16 protein-coding genes are annotated in these 18,291 nt (G+C 67.9%); 5 read left to right on the plus strand and 11 right to left on the minus strand.

Features of this window, described 5'->3' with window-relative positions:
• Positions 1-32: 32 nt before the first annotated feature.
• Positions 33-344, plus strand: coding sequence for a YciI family protein (locus ACEN9G_RS22400; RefSeq protein WP_413344822.1), 312 nt, complete (start codon positions 33-35; stop codon positions 342-344).
• Positions 345-456: 112 nt separating this feature from the next.
• On the opposite strand, the gene ACEN9G_RS22405 is transcribed toward ACEN9G_RS22400, so the two are convergent.
• The 4 genes from ACEN9G_RS22405 to ribA form a co-directional block, all read right to left on the minus strand.
• Positions 457-1,104 (minus strand): dihydrofolate reductase family protein, encoded by a 648-nt coding sequence (locus ACEN9G_RS22405; RefSeq protein WP_413344820.1) that lies wholly within the window; start codon positions 1,102-1,104, stop codon positions 457-459.
• An 86-nt stretch (positions 1,105-1,190) separates the two neighbouring features.
• Positions 1,191-2,159 carry an FHA domain-containing protein gene (locus ACEN9G_RS22410; protein WP_483126985.1) on the minus strand — a complete coding sequence of 323 codons (969 nt, stop codon included), beginning with the start codon at positions 2,157-2,159 and terminating at the stop codon, positions 1,191-1,193.
• Positions 2,156-3,565, minus strand: a complete 1,410-nt coding sequence (locus ACEN9G_RS22415; RefSeq protein WP_483126986.1) for a S1 family peptidase — start codon at positions 3,563-3,565, stop codon at positions 2,156-2,158. Before ACEN9G_RS22415 ends, ACEN9G_RS22410 begins: the two co-directional genes overlap by 4 nt.
• 34 nt (positions 3,566-3,599) lie before the next feature.
• Positions 3,600-4,247: a GTP cyclohydrolase II gene (ribA, locus tag ACEN9G_RS22420; protein ID WP_413345711.1), complete on the minus strand. Its 648-nt coding sequence runs from the start codon at positions 4,245-4,247 to the stop codon at positions 3,600-3,602.
• 215 nt (positions 4,248-4,462) lie between these two features.
• Here ribA and ACEN9G_RS22425 point away from each other — a divergent pair, with 215 nt between their 5' ends.
• On the plus strand, positions 4,463-6,748 hold the full coding sequence (locus ACEN9G_RS22425; RefSeq protein WP_483126987.1) for an ATP-binding protein: 2,286 nt from the start codon (positions 4,463-4,465) through the stop codon (positions 6,746-6,748).
• On the opposite strand, the gene ACEN9G_RS22430 is transcribed toward ACEN9G_RS22425, so the two are convergent.
• The 5 genes from ACEN9G_RS22430 to ACEN9G_RS22450 all read right to left on the minus strand — a co-directional run bounded on the left by ACEN9G_RS22430 (position 6,721) and on the right by ACEN9G_RS22450 (position 14,783).
• Positions 6,721-8,889 carry an EAL domain-containing protein gene (locus ACEN9G_RS22430; RefSeq protein WP_483126988.1) on the minus strand — a complete coding sequence of 723 codons (2,169 nt, stop codon included), beginning with the start codon at positions 8,887-8,889 and terminating at the stop codon, positions 6,721-6,723. The two genes, ACEN9G_RS22425 and ACEN9G_RS22430, sit on opposite strands and share 28 nt — an antisense overlap.
• An 80-nt stretch (positions 8,890-8,969) precedes the next feature.
• Positions 8,970-10,598 (minus strand): family 43 glycosylhydrolase, encoded by a 1,629-nt coding sequence (locus ACEN9G_RS22435; RefSeq protein WP_413340373.1) that lies wholly within the window; start codon positions 10,596-10,598, stop codon positions 8,970-8,972.
• Positions 10,599-10,721: 123 nt separating this feature from the next.
• A complete protein-coding gene (locus tag ACEN9G_RS22440; RefSeq protein ID WP_413340375.1) occupies positions 10,722-13,040 on the minus strand; it encodes a dockerin in 2,319 nt (772 codons plus the stop codon).
• A gap of 272 nt (positions 13,041-13,312) precedes the next feature.
• Positions 13,313-13,696: a response regulator transcription factor gene (locus tag ACEN9G_RS22445; RefSeq protein WP_413340377.1), complete on the minus strand. Its 384-nt coding sequence runs from the start codon at positions 13,694-13,696 to the stop codon at positions 13,313-13,315.
• Positions 13,697-14,081: 385 nt separating this feature from the next.
• The gene (locus ACEN9G_RS22450; protein WP_413340379.1) at positions 14,082-14,783 is read right to left on the minus strand and encodes a pirin family protein; all 702 of its coding nucleotides are present in this window, start codon (positions 14,781-14,783) and stop codon (positions 14,082-14,084) included.
• Positions 14,784-14,938: 155 nt separating this feature from the next.
• On the opposite strand from ACEN9G_RS22450, the gene ACEN9G_RS22455 reads away from it, so the two are divergent.
• Positions 14,939-15,376 (plus strand): MarR family winged helix-turn-helix transcriptional regulator, encoded by a 438-nt coding sequence (locus ACEN9G_RS22455; RefSeq protein ID WP_413340381.1) that lies wholly within the window; start codon positions 14,939-14,941, stop codon positions 15,374-15,376.
• A gap of 12 nt (positions 15,377-15,388) precedes the next feature.
• On the opposite strand, the gene ACEN9G_RS22460 is transcribed toward ACEN9G_RS22455, so the two are convergent.
• The gene (locus ACEN9G_RS22460) at positions 15,389-15,802 is read right to left on the minus strand and encodes an ester cyclase (RefSeq protein ID WP_413340383.1); all 414 of its coding nucleotides are present in this window, start codon (positions 15,800-15,802) and stop codon (positions 15,389-15,391) included.
• 64 nt (positions 15,803-15,866) lie between these two features.
• Positions 15,867-16,076 (minus strand): DUF3820 family protein, encoded by a 210-nt coding sequence (locus ACEN9G_RS22465; RefSeq protein ID WP_413340385.1) that lies wholly within the window; start codon positions 16,074-16,076, stop codon positions 15,867-15,869.
• Positions 16,077-16,128: 52 nt separating this feature from the next.
• Between ACEN9G_RS22465 and ACEN9G_RS22470 the strand changes: the two genes are divergently transcribed.
• Together ACEN9G_RS22470 and ACEN9G_RS22475 are read left to right on the plus strand one after the other, a co-directional pair.
• Positions 16,129-16,551 carry a DUF1810 domain-containing protein gene (locus tag ACEN9G_RS22470; RefSeq protein ID WP_413340386.1) on the plus strand — a complete coding sequence of 141 codons (423 nt, stop codon included), beginning with the start codon at positions 16,129-16,131 and terminating at the stop codon, positions 16,549-16,551.
• Positions 16,552-16,644: 93 nt separating this feature from the next.
• Complete coding sequence (locus ACEN9G_RS22475; protein WP_483126989.1) at positions 16,645-18,138, plus strand: NYN domain-containing protein; 1,494 nt, start codon at positions 16,645-16,647, stop codon at positions 18,136-18,138.
• The last annotated feature ends 153 nt before the right edge of the window (positions 18,139-18,291 follow it).

Genomic DNA, 18,291 nt, shown 5'->3' on the forward strand with positions numbered 1-18,291 from the left:
CGAGCCGATCAAACCAACTCCAGGAGAAGGCCATGGAACGTTTCCTGTTCGTGTACCACGGCAAACCGGGCGCCGATGCGGATACGCGCCACGATTTGTCGCGCTGCGCCGCGTGGTTCGACGGCATGGGCTCGCGCGTCCTCGACCGCGGCAGCCTCACGCACAGCGCCGTCGACGTGCCGCGCCGCCTGCTCGGGCCGAAGGAATCCGCCAGTTCGCTGTGCGGCTATTCGGTCGTCGAGGCGGCGGATTTCAACGACGCCGTCGAGATCGGCGAGCGCTGTCCGATCTTCGACGAGGGCGGCTCGGTCGAGATCGCGCGGCTGACGATCCCGCTGTCGTAACGTTTGCCCCGTCGTTCCCGCGCAGGCGGGAACCCAAGCTCTGCGTGCATCATGACCACGCGTGCTAGTGGGCCCCGCCTCCGCGGGGGCGACGTTCGAGTGTTGCCGGAATTCAGTCTCTGCGCAATACCACATGCGTAGCCGCCTCGGTCGCCACGTGCTCGGCGACCTTGAACCCGAGCGCGGGCAGGTCGATGCCGGCGAGCAGCGCTTCGCCGGCCCCCAGCAGCACGGGCGAGATGGCCAGGTGCATCTCGTCCACGAGACCCGCCTGCAGGTATTGCCGGATGGTCGATACGCCGCCGCCCAGGCGCACGTCCTTGCCGCCCGCGGCCTCTTTTGCGCGGGCGAGGGCGGCCTCGATGCCGTCCGTGACGAAGTAAAAGGTCGTGCCGCCCTTCATCTCGAGCGGGGGGCGGGCGTGGTGCGTGAGCACGAACACGGGCACATGGTAGGGCGGCTCGTCGCCCCACCAGCCCTTCCACTCGTCGTCCGGCCACGGACCGCGCACGGGGCCGAACATGTTGCGGCCCAGGATCCACGCGCCGACATTCTCGAAGCCGCGCGCGGCGAACGTCTCGTCCGGACCATCGGTTCCCCTGGATTCATCGCCCAGCATGCGCTGGAACGTGCGGGTGACGCGGAACCATTGGTGCAGCGTCTCGCCGCGTTCGCCCAGCGGATTCTGCAGGCTCTGGTTCGGGCCGGCCCCGTAGCCGTCGAGGGATATGGCAAAGCATCGGACAGTCAGTCTGGACATCGTCGTTCTCCTGTTGGACGGGACGCGGGCTGCGTCCCTCGTTCATACGACGAACGGGGCCGCCCAATTGCGACAACGCGGCGCCGTCAATCGTTGATCTCGTCATCGCCCGGCTTGCGCCCGCGGCTGCGGTCGAGCGGGGCCTTCATCGCTTCCACGTCGCGCATGAACTCGTCCACGCCATGGTCGGGGCTCACGCGGATGGCCGGCGGCATCAGCACGGACATGTACAACTCGTCCGATACACGGCCCGTGCGCTGCACATTGCTAGCCAGAATCAGCCCGGAGCATAGCACGGCCAAGCCGGCGCAGACCCAGCGGTAACGGGTGCGATTGCGGGGACGGATCGTGCACAAGTGAAAATAAATCATCCCGGCCAGCAGCACCGTCGCGACGTGCGAGGCGTAATGCGTGAACCCTTCGGCGGAAAAGGCGTAGCCGAGCGTGCTGCCCAGCAGCGCATAGCCGGCGAGGGCCGCGGCGCCGCAGCCGAACACGAACACGTGCCGGCCCAAGCGCGCGTGGCGCGCGAACAGCCGGTTGGCGCACGCCCAGATGCCGCCCCACAGCAGCGCGGCCGCGAGCCCGCTCGCGAGCGCCTCCGCATAGCGCGCCAGCTGGAAATATTCCGTGTCGCTGAGCCAGCGCGCCAGCAGGGCCACGCTGCCCGCGAGCGCCAGGCCCGCGGCGGCGGGCAGTACGCCTTCCCAGCCGTGGAATGTGCGGTCGAGGCGTTCCGGCACGACGGGGAAGTCGGCCGCGCGCACGCGCAGCGCCGTGTGGCCGATGCGGACGACCGTGTCGCCGGTCAGCTCGGCGTCCTGCCGCCGCTTGCCCTGGATGACGATGCCGTTGCGGGTACCCAGGTCGTGCAGCAGCAGCCGGCCGGATGCATCCTGCTCGACGATGGCGTGGGCGGCGGCCGCGTAGTCGTCGTCGAGGATCACGTCGTTGTCGTAGCCGCGCCCGATGCGGATCGGCAGGCCGTCGACGCGCTGGCGGTGCAGCACGTCGCCGTTCCTGGCCAGCAGCTCGACGAACCACGGGCCAGTCATCTGCGGCTCCGTCCAAGGGCCGACAGGAAGGCGCGGGTCGCGCGCATGCCGTTCTCGTACGAGACGCCCGCCAGGTCGAGCCGGCTCTGCAGGCTGGCGTGCGGATCGTCCGTGCTGGCGGCCAGCAACGTGAAGTTGTACAGCCCGGCGAACTTGCGGTAGGCGCGCACGCACGTCACCGCGCGCACGGGCAGGGTCGCCGTGTGCACGAACATCTCGGCGCAGGCGGGCCGCGTGAGGCGCGTGTCGCGGCCGGTGCCGATGCTGTCGACGCGAAAGCGGCTGCTTGCCAGCGCGGCGAACTGCAGCGGGTGCAGGGAACTCGAACGGAGCACCTGGTGCGTCATCGACACGTGGCCCGTCTGCTGCGTGTCCGACACGTAGATCGCCGCTTCCATCGCGCAGCTGACGGAGTCGGCCGTGTACTCGGCTTCGGCGCGGAAGTTCGAGCGGCCCCAGCAGCGCAACTGCTGCGATTCGCGCACGGGCACCTGGTACGGCCCCATCGTGCGCATCGACAACGGCTCGGCCAGCAGGCGGTCGATCAGCGCGCGCTGGTGCGCCAGCAGCTGCTGCCCGATCAGCGGATTGAAATTCTTTGGAGGGTGGGATTGCGTGGCGGCCTGCCGCAGCAGCTCCTGCGCGTATTTGACGGGCACGAGGAAGCTGACCAGTTCGCCGTCGAGCCGCTTCGAGACGTTGATGCCCGCCACGACGCCGGCCGCCGTCACGCTGGGCCCGCCGCTCATCCCGGAGTTGATGGGTCCCGTGAAAATCAGCTGCTCGTAGAAGCTGCGTGTGACGATGCCGTTGTACGAGCCTTCCGAGATGGCGAAGCCGAGGTCGAGCGGATTGCCGAGCGAGTACAGGTACTGGCCCTGCACGAGTTTCACGGGTTTTTCTCCGACCTGGAAAAAGCCCGTGCCATTGCGGTTCACGCGCACGACGGCCAGGTCGTGCAGCACGTCCACCGCGAGCAGTTCGATGGGACCGCTCTTGCCGTCCGTGTCGACGTATTCGCCGACGTAGACGTCCGGGTCGAGCGCCATCTGCGACACGACGTGGTAATTGGTCAGTACGAGGTTGCCCGTGCCGACGAGGAAGCCGGAACCGACGCTGGACTGGCTGCGGCCGTTCCTGAGCAGCATGCGGATCTGCAGCAGGTCGGCGCTGGCGGCGGAATAGAGGGTTTGCGCGGCGCTGGAGGGCGTGGGCAGCGCGGCCGTTTCGTCGGTCTCGCCGGGGCCGGGCGCGGGCGGCGTCGTCGCGGGCGGCGTCGCGGGCGGGATCACGAGCGGCGGCTGGGGCGCCGGTTTCACGCGCTGGCCGGCCTTGCCCGCGGCGCCGGCAAGCGAAGCGGCGGCGCCGAAGACGAGGACAGCAAGGGCGGCGGAAGGGAGGCGCATGCCTCCATCTTGCCAGAACCGCCCGCGGCGGGGGTTACGACTCGCTGTCGAGCACCGCTTCGGAGACCGAGGTCATCATGTGCCCAAGCTTGGCCTGCTTGGTGTTCAGGTAATTCTCGTTGTAGACGTTGCGGTTGACGAGCAGCGGCACGCGCTCGGCGACCTTGATGCCCAGCTTGCCGAGGGCGTCGATCTTGCGCGGGTTGTTCGTCATCAGGCGCACGGCCTCGATGCCGAACTGCTCCAGCATCGGCAGCACGAGTTCATAGTTGCGCGCGTCGGCGTGGAAGCCCAGCTGCAGGTTCGCCTCGACCGTGTCGGCACCGGCTTCCTGCAGGCGGTAGGCGCGGATCTTGTTCACGAGGCCGATGCCGCGGCCTTCCTGGCGCAGGTACAGCAAAATGCCGCGGCCTTCGTCGGCGATGCGGCGCAGCGCGGATTCCAGCTGGGCGCCACAGTCGCAGCGCTGCGAGAACATCACGTCGCCCGTCAGGCATTCGGAGTGGATGCGCGCCAGCGGGGCGTCGCCCGTGGACAGGTCGCCCAGCGTCATCGCCAGATGCTCCTTGCCCGTCGAATGCTCGACGAACGCATGCAGGGTGAACTGCGCCCACGGCGTCGGCAGGGAGCACGACGTGACGTAGTCGACGAGGTTGGACGGCGCGGTGGCATTGTCTTGCATGGCTTTTCCTGGGCGATGGCGTAAATAATGGTTACGTAACAGGCGAGTTTACCGGAAATCGGACATGGCCGTGTAGTTCGCCCCTTCGCGGCCCCTCCGCTTCTCCATCCGATCTGGGTGCTGCTGGTCGGAAATACAACAATGCGTCGCGGGTGTTCACGTGGTGCAACACAATTCCCGCACGGAATCTTGGCTGTGCTAGGCTCCAGTTCGCCATGCCAAATCCCCTGAAATCCGTCCGCCGCCTGCTCCCGCGCGCCCTCGGCGCCTGGCTCGCCCTCGCTTTCGTGCTGCTGTCCGTCGTCCTCACGCTGGTGCTGACGTCCATCATCGAACGCAAGTCGGCGGAACAGGTGCAATCGAGCATCGGCCACGGCCTGGCCGAGCTGGCGATGCAGACGTCCGACAAGCTGGAACGCGGCATGTTCGAACGCTACCGCGAGGTGGGCCTGCTGGCCCGGCGCCGCGTGCTGGCCGAAGAGCAGCCGCAGGAGCGCCGCCGCGCCACGCTGGACGGCATCCGGCACAGCCTCGGTTACTACAGCTGGATCGGCCTGGCCGGCCTGGATGGCAAGGTGCAGGTGTCGGCCCAGGGCCTGCTGGAAGGCGCGGACGTGTCCAAGCGCCCGTGGTTCCGCAATGCCCTGCGCGGCATCCACGCGGGCGACGTGCACGAGGCGGTACTCCTGGCGCGCTACCTGCCCAGGCAGGACGAGCCCTGGCGCTTCGTCGACGTCGCCTTTCCCTACGTCGACGACGAGGGCGTGACGCGCGGCGTGCTGGGCGCGCACCTGTCGTGGCAATGGGCGCGCGACGTCGAGCGTTCCGTGATGGCCGGGATCACGGCGCGGCGCCAGGTCGAAGCCCTGATCGTGGATGCGGACGGCAACGTGCTGCTCGGACCGGCCGACGTGACGGGCCGGCGCCTGACCCTGCCGAGCCTGAAGGCGGCCCGTGCGCAGCGGCGCGGCGGCTACGTCGTCGAGACGTGGCCGGACGGCCGCTCGTACCTCGTCGGCTACCAGCTGGGGCACGGCTACGGCGAGTATCCCGGCCTGGGCTGGACCGTGCTCGTGCGCCAGAACGTCGACGACGCGTTCGCCCCCGTGCGCCGCCTGCGCGAATACGGCCTGGCCGCCGGCGTGGTGCTGGCGGGCGCGTTTTCGCTGGCCGGCATGTGGCTGGCGCGCCGCATCACGCGGCCGCTGGGCGACCTGGCCGATGCCGCGCAGCGCATCCGCGCGGGCGAGACGACCCCCATCGACATCCAGCGGGGCGGCTATACGGAGGTGCGCGCGCTGGCCACCACGCTGAACGCCCTGGTGGCGAACCTCGTGCGGCGCCGGCGCGCGCTGGAAGACTTGAACGCGACGCTGGAAGCGCGCGTCGACGAGCGCACGCGCGAGCTGGAACAGGCGCTGGCCAGCGTGCGCGCCAACGAGCAGCGCATCGCCACCATCATCGAGACGGCGCAGGATGCCTTCGTCGGCATCGACATGCGCGGCCGCATCTGCGACTGGAATTCGGCGGCCGAGAAGATGCTCGGCTGGTCGCGCGACGAGGCGCTGGGCCGCGTCGTCCCGGAACTCGTGATGCCGGAACGGTTCCGCGCCCATTCGCGCGAGCTGCTGCGCCACTTCCTCGAGACGGGCCAGCTGGATACGCTGGGCCAGCGCGTCGAACGCATCCTGCTGGCGCGCGATGGCCGCGAGATCCCGGTCGAGATGACCGTCGGCCTGGCCGGCACGGGCGACGGCATCTTCTTTTCCGCGTTCATGCACGACATCTCGGCGCGCAAGGAAATCGAACGGATGAAGGACGAATTCGTGTCGACCGTGTCGCACGAACTGCGCACGCCGCTGACGGCGATGTCGGCGTCGCTGGCGCTGCTGGCCGACGGCATGGCGGGCGAGCTCCCGCCCGATGCGAAAGGCCTCGTCGACGTCGCCAATGCGAGCTCGGGACGCCTCGTGCGCCTGGTCGGCGACGTGCTGGACATCCAGAAGATGGACGCCGGCAGCATGGCGTTCGAGAAGGAAGTGCAGCCGGTGCTGCCGCTGGCGGAGCATGCCGTTGCCGCGATGCAGAGCTTCGCCACGCAGTCCGGCATCGAGCTCTCGTGCGTGGCGGCGCCCGGCGCGGAAAGCGCGCGCGTGGACGTCGACCGCGACCGCCTGGCCCAGGTGCTCACGAACCTGCTGTCGAACGCGATCAAGTTTTCCGAGCCCGGATCGACCGTGCGCACGCAGGTCGAAGCGGGCGCGGAGCACGTGCGCCTCGCCGTGGCCGACGAAGGCGCCGGCATTCCGGAAGCGTTCCGCGAGCGCGTGTTCCAGCGCTTCGCCCAGGCCGACGGCGCCGATTCGCGCCGGCAGGGCGGCACGGGCCTCGGCCTGTCGATCTGCAAGACGATCGTCGAAGCCATGGGCGGGACCATCCGGTTCGACAGCGTGGAAGGTATCGGCACCACGTTCTACGTCGAGCTGCCGCTCGCGGCCTGAGCCTGCGCGCGGCCGTAGCGCCGCTCGAATTCGTCCATGGCCACTGGGCGGCCCAGCAGGTAGCCCTGCATCACGTCGCAGCCGTGCGCGGCCAGGAACGCGTGCTGCGCATCCAGTTCGACGCCTTCGGCGATCGTCGCCAGGTGCAGTTTTCTCGCCAGCGCGATGATCGCTTCGACGATCGACGACGCGTTCGGGTCGTGGTCGACGTCCTGCACGAACGAGCGGTCGATCTTCAGCGCCGCCAGCGGAAAGCGGGCCAGGTAGGCCAGCGACGAATAGCCAGTGCCGAAATCGTCCAGGGCGAAGTGCACGCCGAGCCCGCGCAGCTGCAGCATGCGGTCGACCAGGTCGTCCGGGTTGCGCGCGAACACGCTCTCCGTCAGTTCCAGCGTGAGGCGGTCGGCCCGCGCGCCCGTCGCGGCCAGCAGCGTGGCGACGGCGTGCGGGAAATCCGGGTCGCGCAACTGGTGCACGCTGACGTTCACCGCGAGCTTCAACGTGGCGAGATGCGGCGCCCGGGCCCAGCGCGCGAGCGCGTGGCAGCCCTGTTCCAGCACGTCCATCCCGAGCGCGGAGATCAGGCCGCCCGATTCGGCCGCGCCGATGAATTCGCCGGGACCCACCAGTTCATCCGTGCCCCGTTTCCAGCGCACGAGCGCCTCCGCGCCGACGAGGCTGCCGTCGTGGCCGAACTGCGGCTGGAAGTACAGCACGAACTGGCGCCGCGCGAGGCCCGTGCGCAGCGCGGCCGACAGCGCGGCCTGGCGGTCGACGGCCGCCTGCATGCCGGGGTCGAAGAAGCGCAGCGTGTTGCGGCCTTCGTCCTTGGCACGGTACATCGCGAGGTCGGCCTGGCGCAGCAGCGCGTCGATGTCGGTGGGGTGGCCGTCGAACAGGGTGGCGCCGATGCTCGGGCTGCTGGCACACTGGCGCCCGGCCAGCTCGAACGGCTCGCCCAGCACCTCCAGCACCTTGCGGCCCACGGCCTGGACTTCCGCCGTCGCCTCGGCCGGCGTGGCGCCCAGGTTTTCCAGCACGATCACGAATTCGTCGCCGCCCAGGCGTGCCAGGTGGTCGCCTTCGCGCAGCGCGCGGCGCAGGCGGCGCGCCACTTCGCGCAGCAGCAGGTCGCCCACGTCGTGGCCCATCGTGTCGTTCAGGAGCTTGAAGTTGTCGAGGTCGAGGAACAGCAGGGCACCGTGGCGGCCCGCGCGGCTGTTGCGCGCGAGGATCTGGCTCAGTTCCTCGAGCAGGAAGCGCCGGTTCGGCAGGCCCGTCAACTGGTCGAAATACGCCAGTTCGTGGATACGGCGCTCGGCCTGCTTGCGCTCCGTGAGGTCCGTGTTGGTGCCGGACAGCCGCAGCGCCTTGCCCGCGCCGTCGCGCAGGATGTAGCCGCGGCTCAGCACGGGGACGTAGTGGCCGTCGCGGTGGCGCAGGCGGAATTCCATGCTGTAGGCCTGGCGCGGGCCGGGCAGCAGTTCGTCGAGGAAGGCGACCACGCTGATGCGGTCCTCGGGATGCGTGAGGCGCACCCACGCCTCCGGATCGGCCGCCTGCTCGCCGGGCACGTAGCCGAGCATCTCCCACCAGCGCGGCGAGTAATACAGTTCGCCGGTGACGAGGTCCCAGTCCCACGGCGCATCGGTCGACCCCTGCAGCGCGAGGCGCATGCGCTCCTCGGACTTGTGGAGCGATTGTTCCGCGTCCTTGAGGGCCGTGCAGTCCGTGAAGCAGACGACGACGCGGTGGATGGCGCCACGCTCGTCGCGCTCCGGATACGCGTTGCAGATCGCCCAGCGCACGTCGCCGTGGGCCGGCCGGGACACGCCGACGACGAGGTCCGACACCTTGGCGCCCGTGCGCAGCACCGCGTTCACGGGATATTCGGAGGGCGGCATCTGCGAGCCGTCCGCGCGCACGAAATGCCAGGCGTCGCCGCCGCCTGGCGCTTCCCGCGCTTCGTACTCGGTGCGCCCGAGCAGCGCCAGCGCCTGGCGGTTGGCCGCCACCACGCGGCCCGCGCCATCGTGCATCACGACGCCGGCCGGCAGGTGGGCGAGCAGGTCGTCGAAGCGGCGCTGGGCGTCGTCCGGGACGCCGTCGGCGCGACGGGCGCTAGGCGGGTTCGCTGGCATGTGGACTTTTGGTTACGATTTCCGCGCATGCTAGCAGTTCCGGAACACCCGTGGCGCGCGCCCGGACCGTTTTTGTCGCGTCAGCCCGACGGCAGCGCGTGGTAGCGGAAATCACGCAGGCGCACGGTCCCTTTGCCCGCCGCGTACACACCCACTTTCAGGCTCAGGAAGCCGCCGAACACGTTGTGGTGGATGCCCGACACCTCCATGCGCGTGCCGTGCAGGATCCACGTCCTGCCGCCGTCGAACGAGTAGCGGAAGGTCACCACGTTCGCATCGTTCGTCAGGCGCACGCGCACGCTGGACACGGCTTGCGGCCGCCGCGCCCACGGCTGCTCCTCGGCGTACTGGTACGTCTTGATGGTGTCAGGGGTGAAGCCGATGCCGACGAACGCCTTCGGGTTGTAGTACAGGAGCAGGCCGCCTTCGGCCGGGCCGACCAGGTCGAGCGTGATCTCGGCCTCGTACGACCGGTCGCCGACGCCGCACGTGAGCGGCGTGCTGTCGGCCGGCATCGACCCCTTGCCCCGGATTTCCAGGCCGCCGTTCGCGAAGCGCACGCGCGTCATCTCGTCCGGCGCCGGGTCGTGGAACGACCACTGGACGCCGAAGCGGTCCTTCGAAAAATCGTCGGACAGCGCGAAGCCGTTCGGCCCCGCCTTGCCGCCGCGCGGCTTGTTGATTGGCTTCGAGAGGTCGCCGCCTTTCGCGCGGAACCAGCCGTCGGCCGTCCATTCCATCGGTTCGAGCAGCGTCTGGCGGCCCAGGGTGCGGTAGCCGTTCTCGTAGCCGTGGTAGATCATCCACCAGTCGCCGCCCGGTCCCTCGACGAGCGACGCGTGCCCGCGCGACCACCACGGTTCATTGGTACCGGTCGTGCGCACGAGCGGATTGTGCGGGCAGTGCTCCCACGGCCCGTCGATCGACTTCGAGCGGGCCGCGATCACCATGTGGCCCGTCACCGGACCGGCCGTGCCGCCCACCGCCGTGATCAGGTAGAAGTATTCGCCATGGCGCAGCAGCTTCGGGCCTTCCGGCGCGAAGTTCTCGGTGATCCAGTCTGCCGGATAGACCCACGGTTGATACGCCGGTTCGACGGCGCCGTCGGTCGCGAGGCCGTCGTCCGTGAGGCGGATGCGGCGGATGCCGTTGACGAACAGGTAGCGCTTGCCGTCCTCGCCCACGACGTGGCCCGGGTCGATGCAGCCCGAGATTTTCAGGTCGACCGGGTCGCTCCACGGCCCCTCGATGCGGTCGGCCCAGATGGCGTAGATCGACCACGCATTGCCGTCGGGCGCGGCCGGGATGTAGATGAAGTAGCGGCCGTCGTGCTTGCACAGGTCGAGCGCCCAGATCGTGCCCAGCGGCTTTTTCAGAGCCGGGCCGACGGGCGCCCAGTTCACGAGGTCCGTCGAATGCCAGATCACGATGCCCGGGTACGAGAAGAAGGACGAGAAGGTCATGTAATAGTCCTTGCCGTCCTTGAGGATCGTCGGATCCGGGTGGTCGCCCGCGATGATGGGGTTGACGTAGGTGCCGTCGCCGCGGTCGGCCTTGCGCTGGCCTTCGATGCCGCGGCCCCAGCCGGGGAAGGGCGACGCGCAGGCGGTCTTCGAAGCCGCCTGGGCAGGCAGGGCGATGGGGAGCGATGCGGCGCCGGCGCCGGCCAGCAGGGTCTTGAAGGCGTTGCGGCGGGATGGGTTGGTCAACTTTATCTCCGTTGAATGTTTATGTTGATTGCCAACAAGATTATATGAAAACGATTTCATAAACAAGCAACGGAGGCGTCTGGAACGGGGCGGCCGCGGCCGCCCCCTGCGGACCGTCAGGTCTTAGTTGGCGTACTGGATACCGCGGGCACCGCCGGCGATATACAGCCTGCCGTAGGTGTTCCAGTCGCCCGCGATCGCGCCGATGCCGCCGAACTGATGGTTATCGTCGTTAAAGCGGGTCCAGGTGCTGCCGGCATTGTCGGACTGCCACACCCCCCACTGGCCATTGATCACCCCGACCACGTACACCGCCGCCGAGTACGGCGCACCGACGGCGGCCTTGCCGAGCGTTACAAAGCTGGCGCCCTGCACATCCGGGTACGACCAGGTATCGTGGGTGCCCCAGATCGATGCGAAGTTGTTGATCTTGGTCCAGGTAGCGCCGGAATCGGTCGAGTGGTACACGGTATTGCCGTCCGCCAGCCAGATGTCGCCCTCGGCGTTCGGGTTCACCGTCATGGTGGTCACGCCGAAGGGATTGGCGCGCAGGTTCGCGTTCACCGAGCCCTGGCTCAGCGTGAAGGTGTGGCCGCCGTCGGTCGAGACGTAGACCTTGCCTGGCGTTCCCCACCATGCGCCGCCCGAATCGTAGGCGTAGACCTTGTTCGGGTTCTTGCGGTCCGCCGCCAGTTTGTAGCTGCGCGGGAAGCCGCTGACCGGCGCCAGTGCGGGCAGGTTGGTCGCGGTCCAGTGCGCGCCGTTATCGGTGGTGTAGGAAGGCACCGAATCGGCCGGCGCGAACACCGCCTTGTTGCGTGCGGTGACGGCGATGTTCGACGCATTGGACGTATTCGTTGCCGCGCCGGCCGGCAAGCTGGCGAACTTTGTCCACGTGCTGCCGCCGTCACCGGACGAGAAGCCGAATCCGCCGCTGTGGTCGGCGCCGGCGACGGCAATGTACTGGGAATCGGACCAGGCCATGTCAGCTGAGTTGCCGTTGCTCCAACCCGTCGCCGGGCCCCTGGTCGCCTTCGTCGCGAGGTCGGTCTGGACCCAGGTGCCGACGTCGCCCGCGCTGTTGATCAGCTTGTACGACGCGCCGGCCGGCGGCGTGACGATCGCCATGGTGACGGTTTCCTCGAGGTTGTTCACCTTCATGGTCCAGGATGGCGTCGCCGCGGAGGCGTTGGTGGTTTCCCAGATGCCGCCGCCGAACACGTACATGATGCGGTCGCGGTTGTTCGGATCGATCTCGACGTCGTCGAGCCAGCCCCAGTACTCGTTGCCCGCTGGCGTATGCGGCTTCTGCGACACGATTTCGCGCCAGGTGGCGCCATTGTCGTCGGACAGCTTCATCATGTGCTGGCCGGCCCAATCGCCCCAGGTGCCGCTCACGCTCAGCGCGATGCGGGTGTTCGCGCCGGTGCCGTGGACCGAGACGCCGCCGTAACCGCCCCAGGTGTTGGCGGTGGTGTTGAGCAGGGTCCACGTGCCGCCATGACTGTTGCCGCCGAACTTGTACAGGTAGCTCGTACCGCCGGCACCCGGGCCGGCGTCCTTGTTGAACACGACGTAGTAATAGCCGTCGGCGGAGCGCACCATGTGCGGGATGTGGTACCCGGCCACGGCAGACGGCACCGCGACCGGCGTCCAGCTACCGCCGCCGTCGCCGGTGACGTACAAGGTCGACGTCAGGCCCGCCGCGTTGGCGTAGTCCGGTGCGACCGCGGCGTACGCGATCCAGGTCCCCGTGGTGCCGCCCGTCGTCGGCGCTTCGAACACGAGATGCTCGACGCCGATCGCGCTGGAGGTCAAATGGGTGCTCGACAGCCCCGTCCTCTGGGTCCAGTTCTGCCCGCCGTCCCAGCTTTCGTACAGGCCGTCCTGGCGCGAGGCGTAGAACATCCACTGCGAATTGTTCGGGTCGACCTTCAGGCGCTCTCCGATGGCGCGGCCGGCATCGTTCCCTTTCACCACGAAAGGCACGGGGACCGAGGTCCAGTTGGTGCCGCGGTCGTTCGAGATGTACAGCCGGCCTTTGCCGCTGCAGCCAGCCACCATGTAGAGCTTCTGGTCATTGTTGGTATCGACGGCCATGCTTTCGATACAGTGGTCGCCCTGGCCGGCGCCGAAACCCACGCCGTCGGTGATCGGCGTCCACGACGACGCGGCCTGGTTCCAGCGATAGGCGCCGCCGACGTCGGTGCGGGCGTACAGCACGTTCGGGGAAGTCGGGTGATAGATCAGGCCGGTGACATAGCCGCCGCCGCCGAACTTCACGCTGTTCCAGGTGGATGCCTGGGCCGCCCGGACGTTGCTGTCCTGGCGCGCGGCCGTTAGTGTAGCCGTGCCCGGTTCGCTGCCCGATCCGCCGCAGGCCGCGACGAGCGCCGCGATGGCGATCGGCAGGATGGCGCTTCTGGTGCTGAATGCTTGCATACGTGTTTCCTCCAGAAATAGATGTGTTTGATATGTAATCTCCATCATCTGCCTGGCGGGTGTCGTCGGCCGTATCGCACCGATCCGCCGCGTCGCCTTCTTCGTGCGTCCGGACATTCTGCGAGCGGCATCAGGTGTCGTTCAATTGCGAAGATCGTCAACGCGGCGAGGAAATCGCGGAGTATCGGCGGCGAAGCGGTCGGTGAGCGATGCCAGCAGGGCGTCGGGGCGGCAAACGCTCCGGCGGCAGGTCCGCCGGCGCGTGGGCGGGATCATGCGGGGGTCTTCAGGAAGCGGCGCAGGCGTGCCAGCAATTCCTGCGGCTGGAACGGCTTGATGATGAAGTCGTTGGCGCCGGCGTCGAGGGCGCGCACGGTGTCGCGCTCCGTGTTCTTGGCGGTCAGCATGAGGACGGGGACGGCTTCCCAGCCGGCCTGCGCGCGGATCACGCCCACGATCTCGAACCCGTCCACGTACGGCAACATCACGTCCAGCAGCACGAGGTCGGGCGCGCGCTGCGACACGACGTGCCGGACGGCGGCGCGGCCGTCGGCCACGTGGATGACGCGATAACCCTGGCGCTCGAGCATGAAGCCGAGGACGTGGGCGATGTGGACATCATCCTCGACGACGAGGACGCTGGGTTGTGCGCTCATGTTGTTGGAGTCGAAAGTTGCCGTAGGGCTTCAGTATACCGGGGGCATTTAACATTCGACGCGCGATTGTGGCATGCAGGCGATCTATTCGCACCTTGATTCAGACCCCCGGGTGCGCCTGGTGACACTGGTGGTGCCCTCGATGAGAGCGGGCACGACTCGTTCAAGCGGCCTCGTGTCGCACGACTTCGATCCACTCCTTGTGCTTGTCATCGATGGACTCGCCCTTGATCCTGTCGATTTGCGAATACACGTCGTTCGCCAATTCTTGCTCCCTGATGGTTACAGGAGCAGCAATTGTCGAGCTTACGCGCACCGCAAATTTTATCGACGGTCAAAACCGGCAAGATCCACCGCCAGTATCCGAGGAGGTTCCGCCATCGTATCAAGCCGGCAGGTCGAACAGCAGGAGTTCCGCCGCCTCGGCCTTGTCGAACACGACCCGTTCCTCGCCACCGATCTTGAGCGCATCCCCATCCTTCAGCGGCACGCCGTTGACGGTGACGTCGCCGCGGATCACGTGGACGTAGGCCAGGCGCTCGCTGTCGAGCGCATGTTCGACCTTGTCGCCTTCGTCCAGGATCGCGGCATAGATCGACGCGTCCTGGTGGATCAGCACGGTGTCCTGGCGGCCGTCGCGCGAGGCGACCAGGCGCAGCTTGCCCTTCTTGCTGTCGGTCGAAAAATGCTTTTCCTCGTAGCTGGGCGGGATGCCTTTCGTGTCCGGCTCGATCCAGATCTGCAGGAAGTGCACGGGGTCCGTCTTCGACCAGTTGAACTCGCTATGGCGCACGCCGCTGCCCGCGCTCATGCGCTGCACGTCGCCGTAGTGCAGCACGGAGCCCGTGCCCATGCTGTCCTTGTGTTCCAGCGCGCCGTCCAGCACGTACGAGATGATCTCCATGTCGCGGTGGCCGTGCGTGCCGAAGCCGGCGCCCGGGGCGACGCGGTCTTCGTTGATCACCAGCAGCGGGCCGAAGCCGCTGTGGCGCGGGTCGTAATAATCGGCGAACGAAAAGCTGTGTTTGGACATCAGCCAGCCGTGCTGGGCGGCGCCCCGTTCTTCGCTCCTGCGGACTTCCATCATGATCTGCTCCTTGTGTGTTCGTGTGTCGATGGAAGCCAGTATAGGGACAGCCTGCGCCGTTGAAAAACGAGTTATTTTCCGTCTTTGCATCGAAAAATTCGATGATGGTGCCGGCCCATGCGGTACACTCCGCCCGCCCCGTGTAAAGGAATGCCATGACCCGCCCGAGCCCCGAAGTCGCCGACCTTGCCGAAGACCTGCGCAGCGCCGTGAGCGCCTTCGTGCGGTCCGTCCGCTACGACACGGACACGCCCCGTTCGGCCGGTTCGGACACGCTGGAACTGCTCGACCGTGGCGGCCCGGCGAACATTGCCGCGCTGGCCCAGGTCCGCAACGTCAAGCACCAGAGCATGCGCCTCGTGACGGCGCAGTTGGAAGAAGACGGTCTCATCGAGCGCACGCCGGACCCGCAGGACGGCCGCAGCGTGTTGTTCGCCGTCACGGCGCAGGGACGCGAGCGGCTGCGCGCCCTGCGCGCCGCGCGTGCCGCCCACATCGCGGACATCATCGCAGAGCGGCTGACACCCGGCGAATGCGCCGAGCTGCGCGCGGCCGTCCGCCTGATCGGGCGCCTGGCCGATCCGGCACGCTGAGCTTTTCCTCGATCAGCCCTGGCGCAGGCCGGCCAGCACGGCCGGCAGCGTGTTCACGCCCCAGTGCTCGGCATAGCGGCCGTCCTCGACCCGGACGATGTCGATGACGTCGATCGCCACGTCGCGGCCCGTCGCGGCGACACCGAGCAAGGTGCCCGTGTGGCGGCCGCGGATGGTCTTGCGCGACGTGACTTTCGCGCCTTCCGCCACCTGGTCATGGATCTCGACCCGCAGGTCCGACAGCGCCGGGCGCAGCACGCGGTCGAACGTTTGCCACATGCTCTCCGGGCCGTCCGCCGCGCCGGGCGGCGCCGTGCGGTTGACGAACGACGGCAGCATCAACGCCTCGAAGGCCGCGCGGTCGCCGCGCTCGATGACATCCAGGTTGAAACGGCGTACGACATCCTTCGGGTCTGCATGCGGCATGGGGATTCCTCGGTCACTGTCCGACGGTGGACGCGTCCGATAATATACAGGCTAGACTGTATAGTCAACGCTTCAACGGATCGAGCAGGCCGCGCAGGTTGTTATGGTCGATTTCGTACATGAGGGCGAGCAGCTCGCCCAGCTCGCCCTTGGGAAAGCCTTCGCGGGCGAACCAGCCCAGGTAGTGGCCGGGGAGTTCGGCGATCCTGCGGCCCTTGTACTTGCCGTAGGGCATTTCGCGGGTGAGGAGGAGAGTGAGGTGTTCGGGCTTCATGGTGGCGCCACTTTAACAAACATGGCGTAGCATGCGGTCAGGAGGACTATCGATGGCAACCGACTTCAACCTCGAACGCTTCGTGGAAGCCCAGAACGGCGTCTACGACGCGGCGCTGGCCGAGCTGCGCGCCGGCCACAAGCGCACTCACTGGATGTGGTTCATCTTTCCGCAGATCGCGGGGCTGGGCCACAGCGCGATGGCGCAGCGCTATGCGCTCCGTTCCGCCGACGAAGCCGCGGCCTACCTCGCGCATCCCGTGCTGGGCCCGCGCCTGCGCGCCTGCGCGACGGCCGTCGCCGGCCACGACGACCGCGGCGTCGACGAGATCTTCGTCCACCCGGACAACCTGAAATTCCATTCCTCGATGACCCTGTTTGCCGACGTCGCGCCCCACGAAGCGATCTTCCAGACCTGCCTGGACCAGTTCTTCGACGGCCGTCCCGACCCGGCCACGCTGGAGCGGCTGGGCTGACCGCGCGGACACCGGACGCGTCCGCGGCGGCGCCGTCGGCGTTGTTGCGTATAATCCGTGGTCAGCTTGTCTACCAACCACACAACAACACACATGGCTTCATCTCCAGACAATATCAGCATGGCGGTGTTCTGCGACTTCGAAAACGTCGCACTCGGCGTGCGCGATGCGAATTACGAGAAGTTCGACATCAAGCCCGTCCTCGAACGCCTGCTGCTCAAGGGCAGCATCGTGGTCAAGAAATCCTATTGCGACTGGGATCGCTACAAGGGCTTCAAGGCGACGATGCATGAAGCGAACTTCGAACTGATCGAAATCCCCCACGTGCGCCAGTCGGGCAAGAATTCCGCCGACATCCGCATGGTCGTGGACGCGCTCGACCTGTGCTACACGAAATCGCACGTGAACACGTTCGTGATCGTGTCGGGCGACTCGGACTTCTCGCCGCTCGTCTCCAAGCTGCGCGAAAACGCGAAACGGGTGATCGGCGTCGGCGTCAAGCAGTCGACGTCGGACCTGCTGGTCGCCAACTGCGACGAATTCATCTTCTACGACGACCTCGTGCGCGAACAGCGCCGCGCCGCCGCCAAGCGCGACGAGCGCAAGGCCCAGCCGCAGCAGGGCCGCCGTCCGTCGGACGAGAACAACCGTAAGCGCGAAGACATGGAAGCGCGCAAGCTGCAGGCGCTCGAGATGGTCGTCGAGACCTTCGACGCGCTCGTCTCGGAACGCGGCGACACCGGCAAGATCTGGGCCTCGCTGCTGAAGGACACGCTGAAGCGCCGCCGTCCGGACTTCTCCGAGACCTATTACGGCTTCCGCACGTTCGGCAACCTGCTGGAAGAGGCGCAGACGCGCGGCCTGTTCGAATTCGGCCGCGACGAAAAATCCGGCACCTATGTCTTCCGCGGCGCCAACGCCCAGGTCGACCTGCAGCCGGTCGACGCCGCGCCGGTGGAGCCGGCCGTCGAGCAGCCGCAGGTGATGGACGAGCCGGCGGTCCAGGAAACCGGCGACGAACTGGCCGCCGAAACCCTGGGCGAGCAGCCGACGGAAATCCCGGCCGCCGCCCGCGAACCGCGCCGCCGGGGGGGCCGCGGACGCAAGGGCCGCGAAGGGCAGGCCCCCGCGCCCGCGCTGGAAGCGGTGCAGGACGCCGTACCGGTGTCCGAGGAAGCCGCGATCGCCACCTGGCCCGCGCCGACGCCGGACCTGGCCGAGGCGCCGGAGCCTGTCGTTGCGGCCGAGGAGCCCGTCGCGGTCGCCGAAGAAGCGCCCGCGCCGGCGAAGGAACGCCGCCGCACGACGCGCACGCCGCGCAAGCGCAAGGAAGAGGCCGCCGGCACGGCCGTGACTGCGGAGGCGGTGGCTCGGGAAGACAGCGCAGCGGCGCCGGATGCGCAGGCTGCGGACGTGGAAGCCGCGCCCGCCGAGCCGGTTGCGGCGGAAGGCGAGGACGACGATGCGGCGGCGAAACAAGCCCGCAAGAAGTCGAGCCGCCCGGCGCACAAGGCACCGTCGCGCAAGCCGGCTACACGTGCGCCGCGCCGGCCGGCCAAGCCGAAGACGCCGCCGGAGAACAGCTGATACACCGTCATTCCCGCGCACGTGGGAATCCATGCTGAATTTCCGGATTCGAGCGTCGGACAGGCCTGCAAGGCATCCGGCGTAGCGATCTCCTGTCGCTCGGCATGGGTTCCCGCTGTCGCGGGAACGACGATTAGCTGCGCGCGCGTCCCG

Source organism: Massilia sp. Masssp94, assembly GCF_059491305.1.